The organism is Streptomyces silvae (genome assembly GCF_016745505.1).
In the GTDB taxonomy this organism is placed as follows: domain Bacteria; phylum Actinomycetota; class Actinomycetes; order Streptomycetales; family Streptomycetaceae; genus Streptomyces; species Streptomyces silvae.
Window position 1 is genome coordinate 77,955 of the sequence record NZ_JAERUC010000149.1, and the last position, 20,462, is coordinate 98,416.

Sequence of the window (20,462 nt, forward strand, 5' to 3'; positions counted from 1 at the left end):
CAGGGGCCCTCGTCCGGGGCTCTCATCCGGAGCTGGGAAGGCACTCCACCGCGACCATGGCCGCGTCGTCGCCCAGGTGGCCGCCCGCATGCCGCAGCAGATCGGTGCAGAGCCACTCGACGAGCGGCCCGGGCCCCGCCCCGGGCCACGAGACCAGCCGCTCGGCCAGCGGGTAGAAGCGCCCCGAGCCGTCCCGCGCCTCGGTGACGCCGTCCGTGTACAGCAGCAGCATGTCCCCGGCACGGAAGGTGAACAGGTCCTCCGCGGGCCCGTCGTCCGTCAGCGCCCCGACGCCGAGGGGCGGAGCCGGCTGCGTCGCGTCGAGGGCGTGCACACGTCCGGCCCGCAGCAGCAGGGGCGGGGGATGCCCGCAGCTGACCAGCCGGAGCTCCTCCTCCGCATCCGGGATGTCCAGGACGGCGGCGGTGACGAAGGCCTCCGCGATGTACGGGCCGGCGGTGTCCGCGGTGTCCAGGGCGCCCGGGGCGTCCTCGGGCCGGTCGTCCGTCTCGTTCAGGGAGTCGATCCGGTGGGCGGCGACACTGCTCTCCAGGCGGGTGACCAGATCGGGCAGGTGCTCCTCCTGGCGGGCCAGCGCACGGAAGGCACCCAGCACCCCCGCGGCACTGCTGATGGCGTCGAGGCCCTTGCCGCGGACGTCACCGATGATCAGGCGGGTACCCCGGACCGTGCGGGCGGTCGCGTACAGATCACCGCCGAGCTGGGCCCCGGCCTCGGCCGCCAGGTAGACCGAGGCCAGTCGCAGCGGACCGCTGCGCCCGGGCAGCGGCCGCAGGATGCTGCGCTGCGCCGCTTCGGCCACGGTGCGCAGCCGCACCATCTCCGCCGCCCTGCGCTCCCGCAGGTGGGCGAAGAACGTGACGGTGGCGGAGATCAGGAACAGGGCGGCGATCTGGTACATGTGATTGAGGTCGGTGATGCTGGAGCGGGTCACGGCCACGACCGCCTGGGCCAGCACCGCGACCGCACCGACCACCGCGGTGGGACGCGGGCCCGCGAACGACGCGGTGAGCGCCGGCGCCGCCACCAGGAACGGCCCGAGGTGCACCTCGGGCGGGACGTTGATGTCGACGACCGTCACGACGGCGATCAGGGCGAACGGCACCACGAGAAGGGCCCGGCTCCACCGGGACCCGTCCTGGAGTCCGTCCGCCCACTGCCGTACGTCCATGAGTCCGGGATACCTCAGCAGACCTCTCGCCGCCCCTCCTGGACGGTCGCCGGAGCGCGTTCCCGCGCTCGCTCAGTCGTCGAGCAGGGTGCCGAGCTCACGGGCGAAGACCCGCCGCCCGGCGGTCGCCAGCAGCGGATCGGCCCAGCGGGGCAGCAGCCGTACACGCAGCTCCTCGACCCAGATCACGTGCGAGCCCGAACCGGTCGGGCAGACGTCGATCGACGCGCGGCCGAGCACCACTGCCCCCCGTTTCTCCAGCCGGCACAGCCCCGCCCGCCCGGCGGCCGGCGGGGTCCACCGCACGACCTCCATCGGATCGTCGAAGCCCAGCGGCCCCACGCCGGTGCGGGCCACGAAGACCGTGCCGGTCCGGGTGGGCAGGCCCCCGGGGACCGTGACCGACGTGAACGGAACGCGCCCTCCGTGCCGCTCCCAGTCGGTCACCCGTCGCCACGCCTCGGCGGCGGGGAGGGGCGTGAAACGCTCGATGCGGAATACGGCCACGGTCCGATCCTAGGACGTCCGCCGCCCGTGAGCCCCGCAGGCGGAAGGCGACGGGGCGGTCACCGGCGGATCGAGGGGCACCGGGAGGGTCGGACTACTCGTCCGAGGAGCCGTCCGCCACCACCAGGCCCGGGAGATGCTCCTCGATCTCCTGCCTGGCCGCGTCCGGCAGGCCCGCGTCCGTGACGAAGGCGTCGACCTCGTCGAGCGCCGCGAACGAACTCAGACCCACCGTGCCCCACTTGGTGTGGTCGGCCACCACGACGACGCGCCGGGCCGCCCGCACGAAGCGCCGGTTCGTCTCGGCCTCCGCGAGATTGGGCGTGGACAGACCGGCCTCCACCGAGATCCCGTGCACCCCGAGGAACAGCACGTCGAAGTGGAGCGAACCGATCGCCCGGTCCGCGACCGGCCCGACCAGCGAGTCCGAAGGCGTACGGACCCCACCGGTCAGCACCACCGTGGCCGCACCGGCCCGCGTACCGCCCGACGCGCCCGGGCGCTGCGCTCCGTGGAACACATCGGCGACCCGCACCGAGTTCGTGACCACCGTCAGCCCCGGTACGTCCAGGAGGTGCTGCGCCAGCGCGAACGTGGTCGTACCGCCGGACAGCGCGATCGCGCTGCCGGGCACCGCCATCGCCGCCGCCGTGCGCGCGATGTCCTCCTTGGCGCTGAGCTCCAGCGTCGACTTGGCCTCGAAACCGGGCTCGTGGGTGCTCGCCTCCACGACCGGGACGGCGCCGCCGTGGACCTTCTCGATCACACCCTGACGCGCCAGCGCGTCCAGGTCCCTGCGGATGGTCATGTCGGAGACGCTCAGCTTGCGGGTCAGCTCGTTGACTCTGACCCCGCCGCGCTTGCGCACATCGTCGAGAATGAGCGCGCGCCGCTGCTCCGCGAGCAGATTCTGGTTCTCGCTCAACGCCGGGCCCCGGTCCTTCCCTCTGTCCGCACGGTCCGGCAGCGGTCCTGCGGGACGCGCCCATCCTCCCACGCACCCCCGCAGGCCGTCCCACTGGGGAGATTCGGTGAGAGCCGGTGCGGCGGACACCTCCTGTCGGCGATGGTGGTGACTGCGCATCAGCTCGGATTCATCCGTCACCCCCCACCGGCCGCGCGCCGACGGACCAGAGAGCGAGTCACCGACATTGCCCCCTGCACCCCAGGCCGAGGCCCCGCACAGCAGCGGCGTCGCACTGGAACTGCTCGTCCACGGTGTCGGCGGGACCACCCCGCAGGAGATGCTCGGTGACCCCCGTACGACCCGGATCACCGGGGACGACACGGCGGCCGTCCACCGGCGCACCGAGGACGTCGGAGCCGAACAGCACCCCGAGCGCCACCGGGACGGGCCCATCGCCGAGGCCTACTGCTGGTCCAACCTCACCTCGGGCAACGGTTCCCGCGCCCTGTGGCTGCTCCTGCTCCCCTTCATGGTGGTCAACCTCGCCCACTGGATGCGCCCCGCCACACGGGGGAGTGCCCGGACGGTCCGGCTCCACGGGGTGCTGGTGCGGCTCGTCGCGCTCAGTCTGACCGTGCTGCTGACCGCCGCGGCCTGCGAGGTCGCCCTCGACCTGGTGGCCTGGCAGTGCGCGGGAACGCCCGACTGCTCCGGGCAGCGCTCCTGGCTCGGCTTCCTCTCCACCCAGCAGGACGGGTGGTTCGCCCAGCCCGGCCGCCGCCTCGCCGTCGCGGCGCTCGTACCCACCGCGGTGGTGGGCCTGCTCTGGTACCTCTCCAACCGCACCTGGAGCGCCTACGAGTCACAGCGCCCCCTGACCTGGGACCAGCCGGACAGCACGGACACGGACGACGACACCGACACGGACGACACTGACACGGACGGCACGGACGACGACCGGACCGCGGGCACGGACCCCGCCCTCGGCGCCCCGCCCGGTGCACCCCTCGTCCGCCCCGCTCTCGGCAGGCCCGGCTTCTGGTACGGCCGCAGGCTGGTGGCCCGGCTGCGCGCGGCGCACACCGCGGCAGGCTTCCTCACGGTCGCGGCGGCCGTCGGCGGGGCGGCGGCCCGGCACGACCGGGCCGCCGACAGCCCCGTACCCGCGGTGGCCGGCGTCCTGTTCGAGACCGTCCTCACCCTGTGCGCCCTCGTCGTCGTCGCGGTGATCTGCCACCGGGGACGCAGCGAGCGGCGCCTCGACAACCGGCTCGACCGGGCCCTCACCACCTTCCTCCCCGGCACCGCCCTCGCCCTGCTGGCCTGGGCCGTCGTCTACGCCGCCTGGTCGCGCCCCGCCTGGGTGTCCTCGGGCGCCCTCCCCGGAGAGGCCGTCTTCCGCACCCTCGCGCTCGGCCAGGGCCTGCTCGTCGTCGTACTCGCCGTGGTGGCTCTGAGCCTCTACCGGCGCGCCCCCGAGCCGCGCACCACCCTCCACGGCCTCGGCGGCCCGGCGGTGGCCATGCTCGCCTGCGCCCTCGGCGGGGTGATGACCGGCGGGGTCGCCCAGCGGGTGGCCGACTGGCTCGACGGCCCCGGCACCCCCGGCATGGGCGCGGGCGCCGACATAGAGGGCCCGCCCGTGCTCCTCAGCTGGCAGGCCTCCGTCATCCCGGTCCTGCTGCTCCTCCTGCTGCCGCCCCTCGTCTGGCTGGCGGTCCGCACCGCCCGGCACGCCCGCCGGCTCGGACCCGCGATCGAGGCGGAGTACGAGGAGAAGCACCCCGAGCCCGGACGCACCCGGCACATCGCACGCACCCGGGCCACCGCCGCGCTCACCGACTCCGCGCCCGGCATCCTCGGACTGCTGTCCGCCGCCACCCTGCTGCTCGGCGCCGGAGCGGTGACCGGATCCTGGCTCACCGGCGAGGTCCCCGGCCTCGCGATGGACGGCACCGGCCCGTTCCTCGAATCGGCGGCCGAGACCGCCCAGTCGACCGGCTCCTGGATGACCGGGTTCGGCGTGATACTGCTCGTCACCCTGGGCCGCCGCGCCTACCGCGACGTCTCCGCCCGGCGCACCATCGGCATCCTCTGGGACGTGGGCACGTTCTGGCCGCGCGCCGCCCACCCCTTCGCCCCGCCCTGCTACGCGGAGCGGGCCGTCCCGGACCTCTCGTCGCGGATGTGCGCCTGGACGGGAAGCACCCGCGGCAGGCTCGTCATCTCCGGCCACTCCCAGGGCAGCGTGCTCGCCGCTGCTGCGGTGTGGCAGCTCCCCGACTCGGCCCGCCGCCGGGTCGCGCTGCTCACGTACGGCTCACCGATCGAGCGGCTGTACGGGCGCTGGTTCCCGGCCTACTTCGGCCGCGTCCCCCTCGAAGGGCTCCAGCGCTCCGTCCACTGCTGGCGCAACCTCTGGCGCGCGACGGACCCGATCGGCGGCCCGGTCAGGATCGACGAGGGACAGGGCCACGAGGTGGACCGGGGTCCGCTGAAGGACCCGCTGGTCTACGGCCGTACGACCGAACACCCGCTGCCGGAACCGATCCTGGGGCACTCCGACTACCAGGCCGACCCGGTCTTCGCCGTCGAGCGCGCCGCACTCCTGGAGCGGCTCGGGCCCGTCGTCCCCCAGCAGGCAGGCGCGGGCGCGCAGGACCGGGGCGGCGCCGCTCAGGGCAGCGCCGGAAGGTCCTCCGGGTAGAGCATGGTCAGGTCGTCCGTGCTCGGCTCGGTGAGCTGGGCGACCCGGCCCGCATGCCGCTCCACCATCGACTCGAAGGTCTGGCGGGCCGTGCGGCCGTTGCCGAAGGCGGGGCCCTTGGGAAGCGCCGTGAAGTACTTCAGCAGCGCTTCCCCGGTCCCCTCGGCCAGGCTGTACTCGTGCTCCTCGGTCTGCTGCCCGACGATCCGCAGCAGCTCCTCGGGCTCGTAGTCGCTGAAGGTGATGGTCCGGGAGAAGCGGGACGCCACACCCGGGTTGACGGTGAGGAAGCGCTCCATCTCGTGGGTGTACCCGGCCACGATCACCACCACGGCGTCGCGGTGGTCCTCCATCAGCTTCACCAGCGTGTCGATGGCCTCCCGGCCGAAGTCGCGGCCGGAGTCCTCGGGCGAGAGGGCGTACGCCTCGTCCACGAACAGGACCCCGCCGCGCGCCCGGTCGAACGCCTCCTGCGTACGGATCGCCGTGGACCCGATGTGCTCGCCGACCAGGTCGACACGGGACACCTCCACGAGATGGCCGTGCTCCAGGACCCCGAGCGAGGCCAGGATCTCCCCGTACAGCCGGGCCACCGTCGTCTTGCCCGTGCCGGGGGAGCCGGTGAAGACCAGGTGCCGGCGGACCGACGCGGCCTTCAGACCGGCCAGTCGGCGGCGCCGGCCCACCTCGATCATGTCGGTCAGCGCCCGCACCTCGCGCTTGACGCTGTCCAGGCCCACCAGCGCGTCGAGCTCGCCCAGCACGGCGCCGGAGTCCCGGGCCGGTTCGGCGGGAGCCGCGGGGGCGGGCACGGGCTCCGCGGTCCGCTGCCCGGGCATCGCGCCGAGCAGTCCGGGCGTGGCCTGTGTCGCCGTCAGCACCGCGGGGGCCGGGGGAGCGGCCCCGCCGCGCAGGCCGCTCTCGTCGCTGGTGCAGTCCTGGGCCACCGGGCCGCCGGCCTGCCCGTCGCCGCCGGAGCCGTCGGCGAACTCGTAGCCACCGCGCGCGCACCGCTCGGTCCGGCACCGGGTCAGGGTGGAGCGGCAGCCGTCCATCACATGGAAGCCGTACCCGTCGCTCCCGGTGACCCGGCAGCTGTCGAAGGTGCCCCGGCCCTCCGCGGAGACGTAGAAACCGGCCTCCGCCGGCGAGGTGACCGTGCACCGCTCGATGGTCGGATCGGCGCCCTTGGTCACGATGACCCCGGTCTGCGCCGCGTCGATGGTGCAGTTGTTCAGCGTGCCGCCGCTGCCGTGGTCCCGGAACCACGCGCCCGTGGACGCCTCACGGATCCGGCAGTCGTCGAGCTGCGCGGTGGCCCCGTCGCTCACCGAGACCGCCGTGTTGCGGATCTGGGTCAGATCGCTGTCCACGACATCGGCGCGTGAGCCCCGGTCGAGGACGAACAGGGCGTCGGGCACGTCGTGGACGCGGCACGAGTCCAGTATCACCGTGGCCCCGTCGCTGACCCAGACCGCCGGGTAGTCGCCCGTACTGTCGTGGATCTCGCACTGGTTGGCGTCGACACGGGTGCCCGGGTCCCACACCGAGAGGCCGTTGCGGCCGAACCTGCGCACCGTGGAGCGGGTCAGTGTGAGCACCGAACGGGAGCGCAGGTCGATCGCGTTCTCCGGGATGTCGTGGATGTCGCAGTCCGCGAGGGTGAGGACCGCGTCGGTGTCCAGCGTGACCCCGTCGGCGGACGTGCGGTGCACGGTGCACTCCGTGAGGTGCGCGCTGCCGCGGGAGGTGACCTGCACCCCGCTGCCCTTGATCTCGTACACCTCGCAGCCCACGGCCTCCAGGCCGCTGCCCTCGCCGGTCACGCTCAGGCCCGCTCCCGAGGAGTGGTGCACACGGCAGCGGTCCAGACGCGGGTGCGCGCCGTCCCGCACCGAGACACCGGACTGGCCCGCCGAGACTACCTCGCACTCCTCGAACACGCCGCCGGCGCCGTCGAGTACGGCGATGCCCACCCCGGCCGGGTTGTCGACCGTGCAGCGGCGCACCGTGGGCCTGGCCGCGCCCCGCACCTCCATGCCGGCGGCCGACCTGGTCACGATGCGCAGGTCCGACAGCTCGGGGGAGCCCTCCTCGACGAGCAGCGCCGGGGCGGCCGAGTCCTGGCCCTCCACATGGAGGTCCTGGACGACGGCGGAGGCGCGGACGGTCAGGGGGACCCCGTCGGCCGGTGCGATCCGCACGGAGCCCGCGGAGCCCTCGGGGCCGCGCAGCGTCACCGCGCGGTCGATGACGAGATTCTCCCGGTAGGTGCCGGGGGCGACGGTGAGGACGTCACCGTCCGCTGCGGCCTCCAGGGCGGCGGTGAGGGATGCGTATTCGCCCGTACGGCGCCGCCATCGCGATGTGCCGGTGTGCGTCACCTGGACCGTGCCCTGTGCCATGGTGCTGCTGTGCCCCCACCTCGTGCCGTGTGCGCTGCCTCGTGCCTGTCCGCGTGTGCCGCCGGTCCGCCGGCAGCCTCACGCCCCGCCTGCCGAGGAGTCGGGCGGGCCGGTCCACCGTAGCGCGCGTGAGGGGCGCGAGTTGACGGGTCGGCCGCCGAAGGCCACTGGTCAGCCGGATACCGGGCGAACCTGCGCCTGCGGGGTCAGCTGCCCGTACCCGTTCTGCCCCAGTCGGGACCGACTTCGGCCCAGGCACGGTCGAGCCGGGCGTACCGCCGTTGCATCATGCGCCATACGACGATCCTGCGGGCGATTTCCGTGAGACCGCCCGCGACCAGCGCCGCACCGATACCGGCGAGCGCCGCGTGCGTCCGGGCCGTGGACAGGTCCATGGGACGCATCGCGGGGCGGCCCCGGTCGTCCGTCCAGATCTGGATCCGGGCGCCGGGAGCGGTCTGCGTGGAGGCTGTCGACACGGTGCCCGTGCGTGCCGTACCGTCCGGGGCGAGCCAGTCGGCCACCACGGACGTCCGCATGGTGCCCTCGGTGACGGCCGCCTCGGGGTCCTGGGCGAAGCGGGACGTGCCCGACGCGCGGACCACGACGGCCTCGGTGGGATGGCGTTGCTCGTGCTGGGCCCGCACCGTCCGCCGGAGCGCGTCGTCGGTGAGTGAACCGGCTCTCCAGCCGACCGCCGGAGCGGCCACCACCATCAGCACCAGGGCGACCAGCGCCAGCCACGCCTCATGACGGTCGGTGGCCCGGCACACGGGATTGCGCCGCCACCGCCGGATACCCAGAACCGCTCGCACAGTCATGCACCCCCTTCCCTGTCCGTGATAACCCGGGAGGGCGGTGAATACGTCCTCCTGCGGCGAAGAGAGAGCAATTTCACGCCGCCAACGCCCCCCGGTCCTCCATGAGTTCCCGCTCTCCGCGACGGAACCGCCCCCGGGCGCGGCCCGTCGTCCGAGGACTCCGGCCCTTGTCCGAGGACCCCGGTGCGTCAGCCGGGGACCCCGGTCCGCCGGTCGAGGACGCGCACCGGGTCCCCGGCCCGGATCACCCCGGTGCCCTCCGGGATCATGTGCTGCCCGAAGAGCAGGTACTTCCCGTCCCTGCGGTGCCGCGCGAGCGTACGCAGCGGCTCCTTGCCCCGCTCCCCGGTCCGCTGGTCGGTGGTCGTGATGACGCACCGCCCGCACGGCTTGACGACGCGGAACACGACCTCCCCGATCGCGATCCGCCGCCAGCCGTCCTCCGCCCAGGGCGCCGTGCCCTCCACGACCACATTCGGCCGGAACCGGTCCATCGGCAGCGGCCCCTCGTCCGGGTGGTCCCCCCGGGCCACCAGCGAGTTGAGCGCGTCCAGCGAGGCCCGCGTGGTCAGCAGCAGCGGGTAGGCGTCGGCGAGCGACACGGTCTCGCCCGGCCTGCCGAACGCCGGATCGACGGGTCTGCGGTGCGACGGCGCGTCGAGATGGACGAGCCGGACCTCCGCACCGAGACGCGCGCCGAACCAGGCGTGTGCCGCCTCCGCGGCCACCACCACCGTCACCTCGTTCCTGTGGAGCCCGGCGACGACCGTGCCGGCCGGATCGGGCACCTCCACCACCAGTGCCGGGCTCCCGGGTGCAGACAGGGCCAGCCCGCCGCCGGGCAGCGGCTCGGCGGACAGCAGGGCCATGCCGGGCTGCTGACGTTGGGTGACGACCCTGTTCTCGCTGTCGATCAGCATCCAGCGGCGGTCGCCGTCGAGTCCCCATGGCTCGACGGCCACCGCGTCGGCCGCACGGGCGGCCAGCGACTTGACCGGGTGGATATATGCGGCACCGAGTACAGGAGAGACCATGCCGACATCCTGCCAGCCGTCACTGACAGTGTGCGGCAGGGCCGGTCAGTACCCCCGGCTCTGGTACGGGCGGTTGTACGGATCCTCGTACGGCGACTGCGCGGGAGCCGGCGCCGGCCGGGGCGACGCGGGACGCATCGCCTCGTACCCCGTGCCGGGCCGCTGCTGCTGCGGCTGCTGCTGGTAGCCACGCGGCGCCGACGGCTGCTGCGGGATGTACGGAGCCGGCGCGTGCTGCAGCTGTGCGGGCTGCATCATCGGCGCCTGCTGCATCCCGGCGTTCTGGTACTGCGGCTGCGGGGCCTGCTGCGGATAGCCGTAGGAACCGGTGTGCTGCGACGGGGCGGCGGGCAGCGCCGGAAGCGCCGACGGCAGCGCCGGCAGATAACTGTTCCCGGTGTCGTAGGCGGCGGGGACCCGGATCGGCGCGATCTGAGGAGTCCCCCGCTCGGCGACCAGGGAGTCGTAGATCGGGGTGTCGGGGAACGACGGCGCGGCGTAGTAGCCGCTGCCGTAGGTGGAGCGGGGGGAGGTCATGACACATAAGTTAAGCCCACGATGTGCTGGTTGGGGAGCCCCAATCTTGGGGTTATCCGTTTTACGCTGCTTTTGTCGGCCTGACCTGCCAGGACACCGCCGCGCCGCACGGGGTGGCACCCCTCCCGCGGGCCGCCGGGGGCGGCGCGGGACCCGGGAGTGCTCAGTGTTTGCCGCCGTTCCCGCCCCAGGGGTGCCGCATCCGGATCCACACGTCACGTGCCTGCCGGCCCGCCCGTGTCCTGCTGTGCGCGACGAGGACACGTGCTTGTTCCGAGGTCTCCACCATGGGCCCGGAGCCACGCAGCGGCTTTCCTGCCGTCTCGTGCAGGAAGAACGTCGCGACGAGGCCGACGACACCCGCCACCATCAGGTAGTACGCCGGGACCATGTCGTTGCCGGTCGCCTCCACGAGCGCCGAGGTGAACAGGGGTGTGGTGCCGCCGAACAGCGACACGGAGATGTTGAAGGCGATCGACAGGGCGCCGTAACGGAGTCGGGTCGGGAACAGGGCCGGCAGGGTCGAGGCGGAGGTCCCCGCGAAACAGACCAGCAGCAGCCCGAGCACCCCGCAGCCGATCGCCGGCAGCAGGATGCCGCCCTGCCGGATGAGCAGGAACGCGGGGATCGCGAACACGACGAGTGCCACACTTCCGGCCATGAACACCGGGCGACGGCCCCAGCGGTCGGAGGACCTCCCGACGGTCGTGATGGTGAGCACCACGAGCAGCATCGTGCCGAGGACCAGGAGCTGGGACGTCGCCTCCGGCTCGCCGAGCGTGCTGGACATGTAGGTCGGCAGGTAGGAAGTCACCATGTAGTTCGTGACGTTGTAGAGCAGGACCAGCCCCATGCAGATGAGTACCGCCTCCCAGTGTCCGGTGAAGATCTCCTTGAGGCGGCCCTTGCCGGACTGGCGTGCCTGCTCGACCGGGTCGCCCTCGGACGCCGCTTCGGCCTGCGCCTCCTCCTCGCGCTGGAAGGCGGGGGTCTCCTCCAGCTTCAGGCGCATGTACAGACCGATCAGGCCGAGCGGTCCCGCGACGAAGAACGGGATGCGCCATCCCCAGTCCGTCAGCCCGTCCGTACCGAGCACCGCGGTCAGCACGGTCACCAGGCCGGAGCCGAGCGAATATCCCACGAAGGTGCCGAAGTCCAGCCAACTGCCGAGGAAGCCGCGGCGCTTGTCCGGTGCGTACTCCGCGATGTACGTCGTGGCGCCGGCGTACTCGCCGCCGGTGGAGAAGCCCTGGACCAGACGGCACACCAGCAGCAGCAACGGGGCGGCGAAACCGATCGTGGCGTACGAGGGGAGGAATCCGACCGCGAAGGTGCTCGCCGCCATCATGATCATGGTGACCGCCAGCACCTTCTGACGCCCCACACGGTCACCCAGCGGACCGAACACCAGCCCGCCGAGAGGCCGTACGAGGAAGGCGGCGGCGAACGTCGCGAAGGTCGACACCACCTGTGCGCCGGGTGAACTCGACGGGAAGAAGACCTTGCCCAGGGTGCCGGCCAGATAGGCGTAGACACCGAAGTCGAACCACTCCATGGTGTTGCCCAGCGCCGCTGCCGTCACGGCGCGGCGCACCTTCGGCGGATCGGTGACCGTCACGTCCTCGGCGGCCAGGGCCTTCTTGCGCCGCCGGAGCAGCGTCCGCACCATCTGGTCCGTCGCCGCCCGGTCGCCCCGGCGCCGGGGGAGGTGCGGCTGTCGTCTCGGTCCCGGCATGAATGCCCTGCCCTCCGCTGTGTAGCTGCCCTGTCCGCCGTGCCTGCCCCGACATGAACGGAGCCCGGCCCGGCCCGCGGAGGGCCGGACCGGGGTCCGCGGAACTCACACCGTCCGCTGGAGCCGGACGAGGACCGCCTTCGAGGTGGGCTGGTTGCTGATGTCGGCCACACTGTCCAGCGGCACCAGGACCTGGGTCTCCGGGTAGTACGCCGCCGCGGACCCGCGCGAGGTCGGATACGCCACCACCTCGAAGCCCTCGGCGCGGCGCTCCGCCGCGTCCCGCCAGACCCCGACGAGATCCACCTGCTGACCTGCGCGCAGGCCGAGTTCGGCGAGGTCCTCGGGGTTGACGAGGACCACACGCCGGCTTCCGTGGATCCCCCGGTAGCGGTCGTTGGCCGTGTACGGGACGGTGTTCCACTGGTCGTGGGAGCGCAGGGTCTGCAGCAGCAGGTGCCCTTCCGGCACCTCAGGCATCTCCCAGGCGTTACGGGTGAACAGGGCCTTGCCCACGGCGGTGGGGAAGACGCCCTCGTTGACCGGGTTCGGCAGCCTGATGCCTCCGGGGCGTGTCACCCTCCGGTTCAGGTCGTGCAGCCCGGGCACGATCCGGGCGATCCGGTCGCGGATCGCGCCGTAGTCGGTCTCGAACTCCTGCCACGGGAGGTCCACCCGGCCGTCGAGGGTGCGGCGGGCGAGCCGGCACAGGATGGCCACCTCGCTGAGCAGGAGCTTGGACGCGGGCTTCAGCCGCCCCCGGGAGGTGTGCACCTCGCTCATCGAGTTCTCGACCGTGACGAACTGCTCCCCGCCCGACTGGACGTCCCGTTCGGTCCTGCCCAGGGTCGGCAGGATGAGAGCGGTCCTCCCGCAGACGGTGTGGGACCGGTTGAGCTTGGTGGAGATGTGGGCGGTCAGCCGGCAGGTGCGCATGGCCTCCTCGGTGACCGCGCTGTCGGGGGCGGCCCGGACGAAGTTGCCCGCGACCCCCAGGAAGACCTTGATCCGGCCCTCTCCCATCGCCCGGATCGCGTTCACCGAGTCCAGCCCGTGGGCGCGAGGCGGGTCGAAGCCGAATTCCCGCTGCAGGGCGTCCAGGAAGGCGTCCGGCATCTGTTCCCAGACACCCATCGTGCGGTCGCCCTGCACATTGCTGTGGCCGCGCACCGGACAGGCACCCGCGCCCGCCCGTCCCAGGTTCCCGCGCAGCATCAGGAAGTTGACGATCTCCCGGATGGTGGGGACACCGTGCTTGTGCTGGGTGACTCCCATGGCCCAGCAGACGATGACGCGTTCACTGCGCAGTACGTCGGCACCGACCTCCTCGATCTCCTCACGGGTCAGACCGGTCGCGGTGATCACGTCGTCCCAGGAGATCTGCCGTGCGTGCTCGGCGAACTCCTCGAAGCCGCTCGTGTTGGCGCCGATGAAGTCGTGGTCCAGCACCTGCCCCGGCCGCTCGTCCTCGGCCTCCAGCAGCAGCCGGTTCAGCCCCTGGAAGAGGGCCAGATCACCGCCGGCACGGATGTGCAGGAACCGGTCGGCGATCTCCACGCCCTGCCCGACCAGTCCGCGTGCCTTCTGCGGGTTCTTGAACCTCAGCAGCCCCGCTTCCGGCAGTGTGTTCACCGCGATGATGCGGGCGCCGTTCAGCTTCGCCTCCTCCAGGGCGGACAGCTGACGCGGATGGTTGGTCCCGGGGTTCTGCCCCACGACGAAGATCAGGTCGGCGTGGTGGAGGTCGTTGAGGCTGACCGTCCCCTTACCCGTGCCGAGTGTCTCGTGCAGGGCGTAACCGCTCGACTCGTGGCACATGTTGCTGCAGTCGGGCAGATTGTTGGTCCCGAAGGCCCGCGCGAAGAGCTGGAGCACGAACGCGGCCTCGTTGCTGACCCTGCCGGAGGTGTAGAAGACCGCCTCGTCGGGTGTGTCGAGCGCCCTCAGCTCCTCGGCGAGCAGGTTCAGGGCGTCGTGCCAGCTGATCGGCTCGTAGTGGTCGGAGTCCGGCCGCTTGACCATCGGACGGGTGAGCCGCCCCTGCTGGTTCAGCCACATGTCGGAGCGCCCTGCCAGGTCGGAGACCGGGTGCGCGCGGAAGAAGTCCTCGGTGACCCGCTTCCCGGTGGCCTCGTCGTTGATGTGCTTGGCGCCGTTCTCGCAGTACTCGTTGCGATTACGGTGACCGGGCGCGGGGTCGGCCCAGGCGCAGCCCGGGCAGTCGGTCCCGTCCACCTGGTTCATCGTCAGCAGGTCCACCGCGGTCTTCCGCGGGGACGTCTGCTGCAGGGAGTACTCCAGCGCGTGCACGACCGCGGGAACGCCGGCGGCCCACTTCTTGGGCGGGGTGACGGTCAGGCCGTCCTTCGGTTCGTCACTGGGCGACTTCATGGGTTGGCCTCTCGTCTCCTGTGTCCCGCCCGAAGCTCAGCCCACGGGCCATGTGGGCACCTGGCTCTTCGACCGTTCCGGCTCCCCGGGCCGTACGTGTCCCTTGCGGATGGTTCCCCGCCAGCCCCCGCCGGCTTCCCCCAGCCCCTCGATGAACTCCTTGAAGCACGCCAGTTCCTGCCGCACGACCCGGCCGGCCGCCCCGGGGACCGCCGTGAGCACACCGGCCGCACCACGGCGCCGGATCCGCATCCGTACGGTGATCGCCGTACGGTCCTGAGCGAGGGCCCGGAACTCGACCTCGCCCTCGTGCCACGGGCTGTGGTCCAGGCTGCGCCAGGCCACATGCGACTCGGGGATCTGCTCCACGATCTCGGCCTCGAACTCCTTGCGCAGGGGGCCGACACCCACGACCCACGCCGTCACCGACGGGGTGAGCTGCCCGATGCGTTTCACCACACGGCTGAACCGGGGGAAACCCTCGAACTGGGTCCACTGGTTGTACGCGGTACGCACCGGCACCGCGACCTCGATCGTTTCCTCAACGGTGTTCATGCACCACTCGCCTTCAGGGGGCAGGTGTCCTCAGTCTCACCGCGCCGCCGGCAGGCCGCCACACGACGGCCTTCCGGCGGCACCTCCGGCTCAATAGCGGGTAGGCGGGAATCCGCGGTCCCTGCGCGGGGCGGTGCCCGTGGGCATGGAACCGGTGTCCGCCTCGTGGGCGACCTGCTCGCGCACCGCCCGGTACACGGCGTCCGGATCATCGGGCGCCCGGGTGGGCAGCCCGGCTTCCTCGCGGTCGAGCACCGTCCGGCGCTCCAGTGCCTCCTGGTCGGGCCGCCGGGGCATCCCCCGGCCCCGTCCGGTCTCGGTCTCGCCTCCGACGGCTTCGTTGGACTTGTGGTGCGTCATGTCCGTCTCCTCCTCGGATCGGATCAGCTGCGCTCGCGCCTCCCGCCCCGGGTCAGGCCCCTTCGACGGACTCCGCTCCCGGGGCCTTGTCCGGGTCCTGCTCCCCGGCGGGCGCCCCCTGGTCCGCGTCACCCTTACGGACGGTGCAGTGGAGGGAATCACCCTGCACATCGGCGACGATGGTGTCGCCGGACTCGGCCTCACCGCCGAGCAGGAGGTCGGCGATGCGGTTGTCGAGCTCCGTCTGGATGGTCCGCCGCAGGGGGCGGGCGCCGAACTCCGGCTGGTGCCCGTGGGCGATCAGCAGTTTCTTGGCGGCCTCGGTGACCTCCAGCCGCATGCCCTGGGCGTGGACTCGCCGCTCGCTGCGGGCCAGCAGATGACCCACGATCTGTGACAGGTCCGCCTCGGTGAGGCTGTGGAAGATGATGATCTCGTCGATGCGGTTGAGGAACTCCGGCAGGAACCGGCCCCGCAGCTCCTCCATCAACTCGTCCTTGAGGTCGGACGCGTCGCCCTGGTGACCGAGGATGCGGCGGGCTCCGATGTTCGACGTCATGATCACGACGCAGTGCCTGAAGTCGACCGTGCGGCCCTGGCCGTCGGTGAGGCGCCCGTCGTCGAGGATCTGGAGCAGCGTGTTGAAGACGTCCGGATGCGCCTTCTCCACCTCGTCGAACAGGACCACGCTGTAGGGCTGCCGCCGGACCTTCTCGGTGAGCTGGCCGGCCTCGTCGTATCCGACGTATCCCGGAGGCGCCCCGACCAGGCGGGCGACCGTGTGCTTCTCCTGGAACTCGCTCATGTCGAAGCGGATCATGCGGTCCTCCTCGCCGAACAGCAGCTCGGCGAGGGTCTTGGCCAGCTCCGTCTTGCCCACTCCGGTGGGGCCGAGGAAGAGGAAGGAGCCTACGGGCCGGTTCGGGTCCCCCATCCCGGCCCGGTTGCGCCGCACCGCCTGCGAGACGGCGGTGACCGCCTCGTCCTGGCCCACGATCCGGGAGTGCATCTCCTCCTCGAGCCTGAGGAGCTTCTCCTTCTCGCTGGCCGTCAGCTGGGAGACCGGGATGCCCGTACGGCGGGAGATCACGTCCGCGATGTCGGTGGCGGTGACCGAGACGACGCCCTCGCGCCGTTCCTCGATGCCCGCGAGTTCGCCCTCCGCCGCCGCGATCTCCCGCTTCAGCTCCGCGGCCTTCTCGAAGTCCTCCGCGTCCACCGCCTGGTCCCGTTCGCGCCTCAGCTTGGCGATACGGTCCTCCGCCGCGACCGCCAGCGTCGAACGCGCCGTGCTGCGCAGCCGTACCCGCGCCCCGGCCTGGTCCATCACGTCGATGGCCTTGTCGGGCAGGAAGCGGTCACTGACATAGCGGTCGGACAGTTCCGCGGCGGCCGCCAGCGCGCCGTCGGCGAAGCGGACCTGGTGGTGGGCCTCGTACGCGTCGCGCAGCCCCTCCAGGATTAGCACCGTCTCCTCCACCGAGGGCTCCGGGACCATCACCGGCTGGAAGCGGCGTTCGAGCGCGGCGTCCTTCTCGACGTATTTGCGGTACTCGTCGATCGTGGTCGCGCCCACGACGTGCAGTTCCCCACGGGCCAGAGCCGGTTTGAGCATGTTGCCCGCGTCCATCGAGCCCTCACCCGTGGCACCCGCGCCGACGACCGTGTGCAGCTCGTCGATGAACAGGATGATGTCCCCGCGTGCCTCCTGGACGTCCTCGATGACCTTCTTCAGCCGCTCCTCGAACTGACCCCGGTACTGCGCCCCCGCCACCATCCCGGACAGGTCGAGGGCCACCACCCGCTTGTCCTTCAGGGTGCCCGGGACCTCACCGGCCACGATCCGCTGCGCCAGCCCCTCGACGATCGCGGTCTTGCCGACCCCCGGCTCGCCGATGAGCACCGGGTTGTTCTTTGACCGCCGGGAGAGGATCTCGACCGTCTCCTCGATCTCCTCGGCCCGCCCGACCACCGGGTCCAGCTTCCCGGCCTTCGCCTCCTCTGTGAGGTCCCGGCCGTACTCGTCCAGCGTCGTCTCGGGCTTCTTCTCCCTGGGGACCGACCCCTCCGCGCGGCCCGCCTGCTCCGTGAGACCGGCCAGTTTCTGTCCGTCCTCACCGTCGGCCCGCAGCAACCGCGCGGCACCCGTGTCGACGCCTTCGAGGAGCGCGCCGAGGACGTGCTCCGGTCCGATGTACGACGCGCCGGCCGCCCGGGAGCGCTCGTAGGCGGTGGCGAGGGTGCGCTTGGCGGCCGGTGTCAGTCCCGGTTCCGAGGACGGCTCGCCCGACTCCCGGGGGAGGACCTCGGCGATCCGTGAGGCCAGGGCGTCGGGATCCATCCGCGCTCGTTCGAGCAGCCCCCGTGCCGGCTCGACCTTCGTCGCCGCCCACAGGAGATGGTCCGTGTCGAGGTCGGACGTCCCGTCCTCCACCGCCCGCCGTCCCGCCAGATTGAGCAGCTCCTGCGAGGACTCGGTCAGCAGCCGCCCGATCGGCACGCGCTGCACCGCGGGGGGCGACGATGCCGGGGACATTCCGAAGAACCGGTTCAACAGCTCGCTGAACGGGTCGGACGAGCCGAAATCGAAGGACGACATCGACATGGCAGCTCCTGGGGCGGCGACGGTCTCTTCGGACGGGGTGCCGACGAGGGGTTCCTCTCCACCGAAACGCGGTGTGGAGCAGCGCGCAACCGCGGACCCGGGGACGTGCCGGCCCGTGCTCCGCCGTCAGCCGGTGACGATCCCCATGACGAGGTTGATGGCCGTGGCCAGGATGCCGGTGCCGAAGACGTAACTCAGCAGTGAGTGCCTCAGCACGATCGCGCGGATCGTCGAGCTGGAGACGTCCGTGTCGGAGACCTGGTAGGTCATGCCGAGGTTGTAGCTGAAGTAGAAGAAGTCGCGGTACGCCGGGGGCCGGTCCGAGTTGAAGTCGATCCCGCCCGAGGCCGCGTAGTAGACGTAGGCGTAGCGGGTCGCGTACATCAGGTGCAGCGCGGCCCACGCCGTGAACACCCCGCAGAGCGCGGTGGCCGCGCCGGCGTGCCCGGTGTCGGCCGGGCCGAGCAGGAGCAGCAGCACGATGGCCAGCAGGCCGCACGACGCCACCGCCACGACGACGAGTTCCTCGGTGACGGGGCGGAAGTCCTCACGCCCCGCGTTACGGCGGGTGGCGGCGGCGTCCATCGGCCACAGCACGACCCACCCGCCCAGGACGAAGAGCAGCTCGGTCGCGGTGATCCCGGTCAGACCGCCCAGCGCCGGGACGGTGCCCAGCCCCACGGCCAGGCCGATCACGGCTCCGAGGGCCACGGCACCGCACAGCCGCGGAACGGCGTCCAGAGGCAACCAGGTGCTCATGCGTCACGACCCTAGCCCGGGGGACGGGCCGCGTCCTGGTGGCTCCGACGCGTACGGACCGTTCGTACGGGCCCCCGCCCTGCTGTCGGGAACGGGGTGAGGCGGTCGGCCGAAGCGCTGGCGGAATAGCAAGGTATATACCTTGTATGCCCTTCCTGCGTCGCTTCGCCCCCGCCGCCGTCCGGCGCGGCCGGCGGCGTTCGGCCGCGGACGTGCAGCGGGTGCTCCATCCCGGCGGTGCGCTGGTGCTGCACGACGTCGACGGAGCGTTCGTCTTCGCGCTGCGGGCGGCGCTGGCGATGGGACTGGTCGCCGTGCCCGTCGTGCTGGCGGGGCGTCCGGACCTCGCGGTGTACGCCATGCTGGGCTCCTTCACGACCACGTTCGGCCGCAACCTGCCCTACGCCCGCCGCGCCCGGGTCCTCGCGCTGGTGGCCCTGGCCATGACGGCGTGCGTGACCTGCGGTTCGGCGCTCGCGGCCTGGGCGCGCCCGGAGGAGAGCGCGGCCGGTGCCGCCGTCGTCGTCGCGGCGACGGCCCTGGTCGCGGGAGTCGCCAAGTACGTCTGCGACGCCACCCGGCTGAGCGGCCTGGGCGCGGTCATGGTGCTGTTCTCGTTCGCGGTGGCGGCCCACGCCTCTCCCACGCCCGCCGACATCCTCCCGTACACCGCGATGGCGGCAGCCGGGGCGGCGCCCGCCTGGATCCTCGGGATGCTCGGCCTGCTGATCCATCCGGACCGGCCGCAGCGCCTCGCCGTCGCCACCGCCCTGCGCCGGGTCGCCGCGCTGCTGGAGGCCCGCGCCGCCGGCGCCGAGGTGCCGGGGCGGACGCGGCACCGGGCCACGGTCGCCGTGCTGGACGCCTACCGGAGCCTCGGGCAGCCACCGCCCGCGCGGCGGACCGTGCCCCGCCACGACACGCTGCTGCTGCGGTCGGCCGACCGGTCCTGGGCCCTGCTGGTGGGCGCGGCGCGGTGGGCTCCGGGGGAGCAGCGGAGCGCGGCACAGCACCTGCGCGGGCAGGCCCGCCTGCTCACCGGCCGGCGGCACGGAATCCCCCCGGTACCCGGTACGCCGCCGCCCTCGGGCGAGGCGGGCCCCGACGCTTCCCGCCTCCCGGCAGGCCCGGGCCGCACGCGTGCCCCGTCCGCGGTGCTGCGCGCCACCGAACTGCTGATGGGCCGCCCGCAGGGCCCGCACCACCGGGCGGTCCTCGCGGTCCCCGCCGTGCGCATGGCCCTGGGCACCGGGGTCGCGGGCGGCCTGGCCGTGCTCCTGGGGCTGGAGCACAGCTACTGGGCCGCGATCTCGGCCGCCGCCGTCCTGCACTCGGTCAACGTCCGCACCACGGCCCAGCGCGCGGTCCAGCGCACCCTGGGCACGGTCGTCGGCCTGCTGCTGGCACTCGGCGTGCTGGCCGCGGAGCCGGGCCCGGTGGCGCTCGCCGTGGTGATCGTGGCCCTGGAATTCCTGCTGGAGTACATCGTGGTCCGCAACTACGCCCTGGGCGTGGTGTTCCTGACGCCGATGGCCCTGCTGCTGAGCGACCTGGCGGCCCCCGCGCCCGCCGGGGAACTGGTCCTCGACCGCGCACTGGGCAGCGTCATGGGGATCGCGGTCGGGCTGCTCTGCGCACTCCTGGTGGTCCACGACCAGGCAGCGGTGCGGGTGGAGCGAGCCCTCACGGCATGCCTGTCGGCCGCCGAGGACGCCGAACGGTCCCTGACCGGCCCGGTGGGGGCACCGCGCGCGGTGGTCCGCCTGCGGCTGGCGGAGGCGGTCGTGGAACTGCGCGAGGCGGACGACGCCGCGGCCGGCGAGGTGTGGCCGGCCGAGATCGACCCCTCCGAACTCGCCGCGGCCGAACAACGGGCGTACACCCTGCTCGGCCGGCTGGACCTCCATCCCTAGGGCGTGTCTTCAAAGGCTGTTGATGGGGCATCAT

15 protein-coding genes are annotated in these 20,462 nt (G+C 72.5%); 2 read left to right on the forward strand and 13 right to left on the reverse strand.

Features of this window, described 5'->3' with window-relative positions; all coding sequences use genetic code 11:
• Nucleotides 1-22: 22 nt before the first annotated feature.
• The 3 genes from JKV81_RS23720 to JKV81_RS23730 form a co-directional block, all read right to left on the reverse strand.
• Nucleotides 23-1,192: a PP2C family protein-serine/threonine phosphatase gene (locus JKV81_RS23720; RefSeq protein ID WP_129260800.1), complete on the reverse strand. Its 1,170-nt coding sequence runs from the start codon at nt 1,190-1,192 to the stop codon at nt 23-25.
• A 72-nt stretch (nt 1,193-1,264) separates the two neighbouring features.
• The gene (locus tag JKV81_RS23725; protein WP_129260799.1) at nt 1,265-1,699 is read right to left on the reverse strand and encodes an SRPBCC family protein; all 435 of its coding nucleotides are present in this window, start codon (nt 1,697-1,699) and stop codon (nt 1,265-1,267) included.
• Nucleotides 1,700-1,793: 94 nt separating this feature from the next.
• Nucleotides 1,794-2,624, reverse strand: coding sequence for a DeoR/GlpR family DNA-binding transcription regulator (locus JKV81_RS23730; RefSeq protein WP_129260798.1), 831 nt, complete (start codon nt 2,622-2,624; stop codon nt 1,794-1,796).
• A gap of 226 nt (nt 2,625-2,850) precedes the next feature.
• Here JKV81_RS23730 and JKV81_RS23735 point away from each other — a divergent pair, with 226 nt between their 5' ends.
• Nucleotides 2,851-5,313, forward strand: a complete 2,463-nt coding sequence (locus JKV81_RS23735; protein ID WP_129260797.1) for a hypothetical protein — start codon at nt 2,851-2,853, stop codon at nt 5,311-5,313.
• On the opposite strand, the gene JKV81_RS23740 is transcribed toward JKV81_RS23735, so the two are convergent.
• From JKV81_RS23740 to JKV81_RS23785, 10 genes are all read right to left on the reverse strand, one after another.
• The gene (locus tag JKV81_RS23740) at nt 5,283-7,718 is read right to left on the reverse strand and encodes a right-handed parallel beta-helix repeat-containing protein (RefSeq protein ID WP_124278514.1); all 2,436 of its coding nucleotides are present in this window, start codon (nt 7,716-7,718) and stop codon (nt 5,283-5,285) included. The two genes, JKV81_RS23735 and JKV81_RS23740, sit on opposite strands and share 31 nt — an antisense overlap.
• A 206-nt stretch (nt 7,719-7,924) precedes the next feature.
• On the reverse strand, nt 7,925-8,539 hold the full coding sequence (locus JKV81_RS23745; RefSeq protein WP_129260795.1) for an Rv1733c family protein: 615 nt from the start codon (nt 8,537-8,539) through the stop codon (nt 7,925-7,927).
• Between the two features lie 188 nt (nt 8,540-8,727).
• The gene (locus tag JKV81_RS23750) at nt 8,728-9,573 is read right to left on the reverse strand and encodes an MOSC domain-containing protein (protein ID WP_202077685.1); all 846 of its coding nucleotides are present in this window, start codon (nt 9,571-9,573) and stop codon (nt 8,728-8,730) included.
• A gap of 45 nt (nt 9,574-9,618) precedes the next feature.
• Nucleotides 9,619-10,110 carry a DUF6643 family protein gene (locus JKV81_RS23755; protein WP_129260793.1) on the reverse strand — a complete coding sequence of 164 codons (492 nt, stop codon included), beginning with the start codon at nt 10,108-10,110 and terminating at the stop codon, nt 9,619-9,621.
• Nucleotides 10,111-10,273: 163 nt separating this feature from the next.
• Nucleotides 10,274-11,779 carry a glycine betaine/L-proline transporter ProP gene (gene proP, locus JKV81_RS23760; protein WP_129266836.1) on the reverse strand — a complete coding sequence of 502 codons (1,506 nt, stop codon included), beginning with the start codon at nt 11,777-11,779 and terminating at the stop codon, nt 10,274-10,276.
• Between the two features lie 171 nt (nt 11,780-11,950).
• Nucleotides 11,951-14,236: an FdhF/YdeP family oxidoreductase gene (locus JKV81_RS23765; RefSeq protein WP_202077688.1), complete on the reverse strand. Its 2,286-nt coding sequence runs from the start codon at nt 14,234-14,236 to the stop codon at nt 11,951-11,953.
• Nucleotides 14,237-14,272: 36 nt separating this feature from the next.
• Nucleotides 14,273-14,791, reverse strand: a complete 519-nt coding sequence (locus tag JKV81_RS23770) for an SRPBCC family protein (protein WP_129260791.1) — start codon at nt 14,789-14,791, stop codon at nt 14,273-14,275.
• Between the two features lie 90 nt (nt 14,792-14,881).
• The gene (locus tag JKV81_RS23775; RefSeq protein ID WP_129260790.1) at nt 14,882-15,151 is read right to left on the reverse strand and encodes a hypothetical protein; all 270 of its coding nucleotides are present in this window, start codon (nt 15,149-15,151) and stop codon (nt 14,882-14,884) included.
• A gap of 52 nt (nt 15,152-15,203) precedes the next feature.
• Complete coding sequence (locus JKV81_RS23780; protein WP_202077690.1) at nt 15,204-17,756, reverse strand: ATP-dependent Clp protease ATP-binding subunit; 2,553 nt, start codon at nt 17,754-17,756, stop codon at nt 15,204-15,206.
• A gap of 126 nt (nt 17,757-17,882) precedes the next feature.
• Entirely contained in the window at nt 17,883-18,515 is a 633-nt protein-coding gene (locus JKV81_RS23785) for a DUF1345 domain-containing protein (protein ID WP_129260788.1), read from the reverse strand.
• 146 nt (nt 18,516-18,661) lie between these two features.
• Here JKV81_RS23785 and JKV81_RS23790 point away from each other — a divergent pair, with 146 nt between their 5' ends.
• Nucleotides 18,662-20,428, forward strand: a complete 1,767-nt coding sequence (locus JKV81_RS23790; RefSeq protein WP_202077692.1) for an FUSC family protein — start codon at nt 18,662-18,664, stop codon at nt 20,426-20,428.
• Nucleotides 20,429-20,462 lie beyond the last annotated feature (34 nt).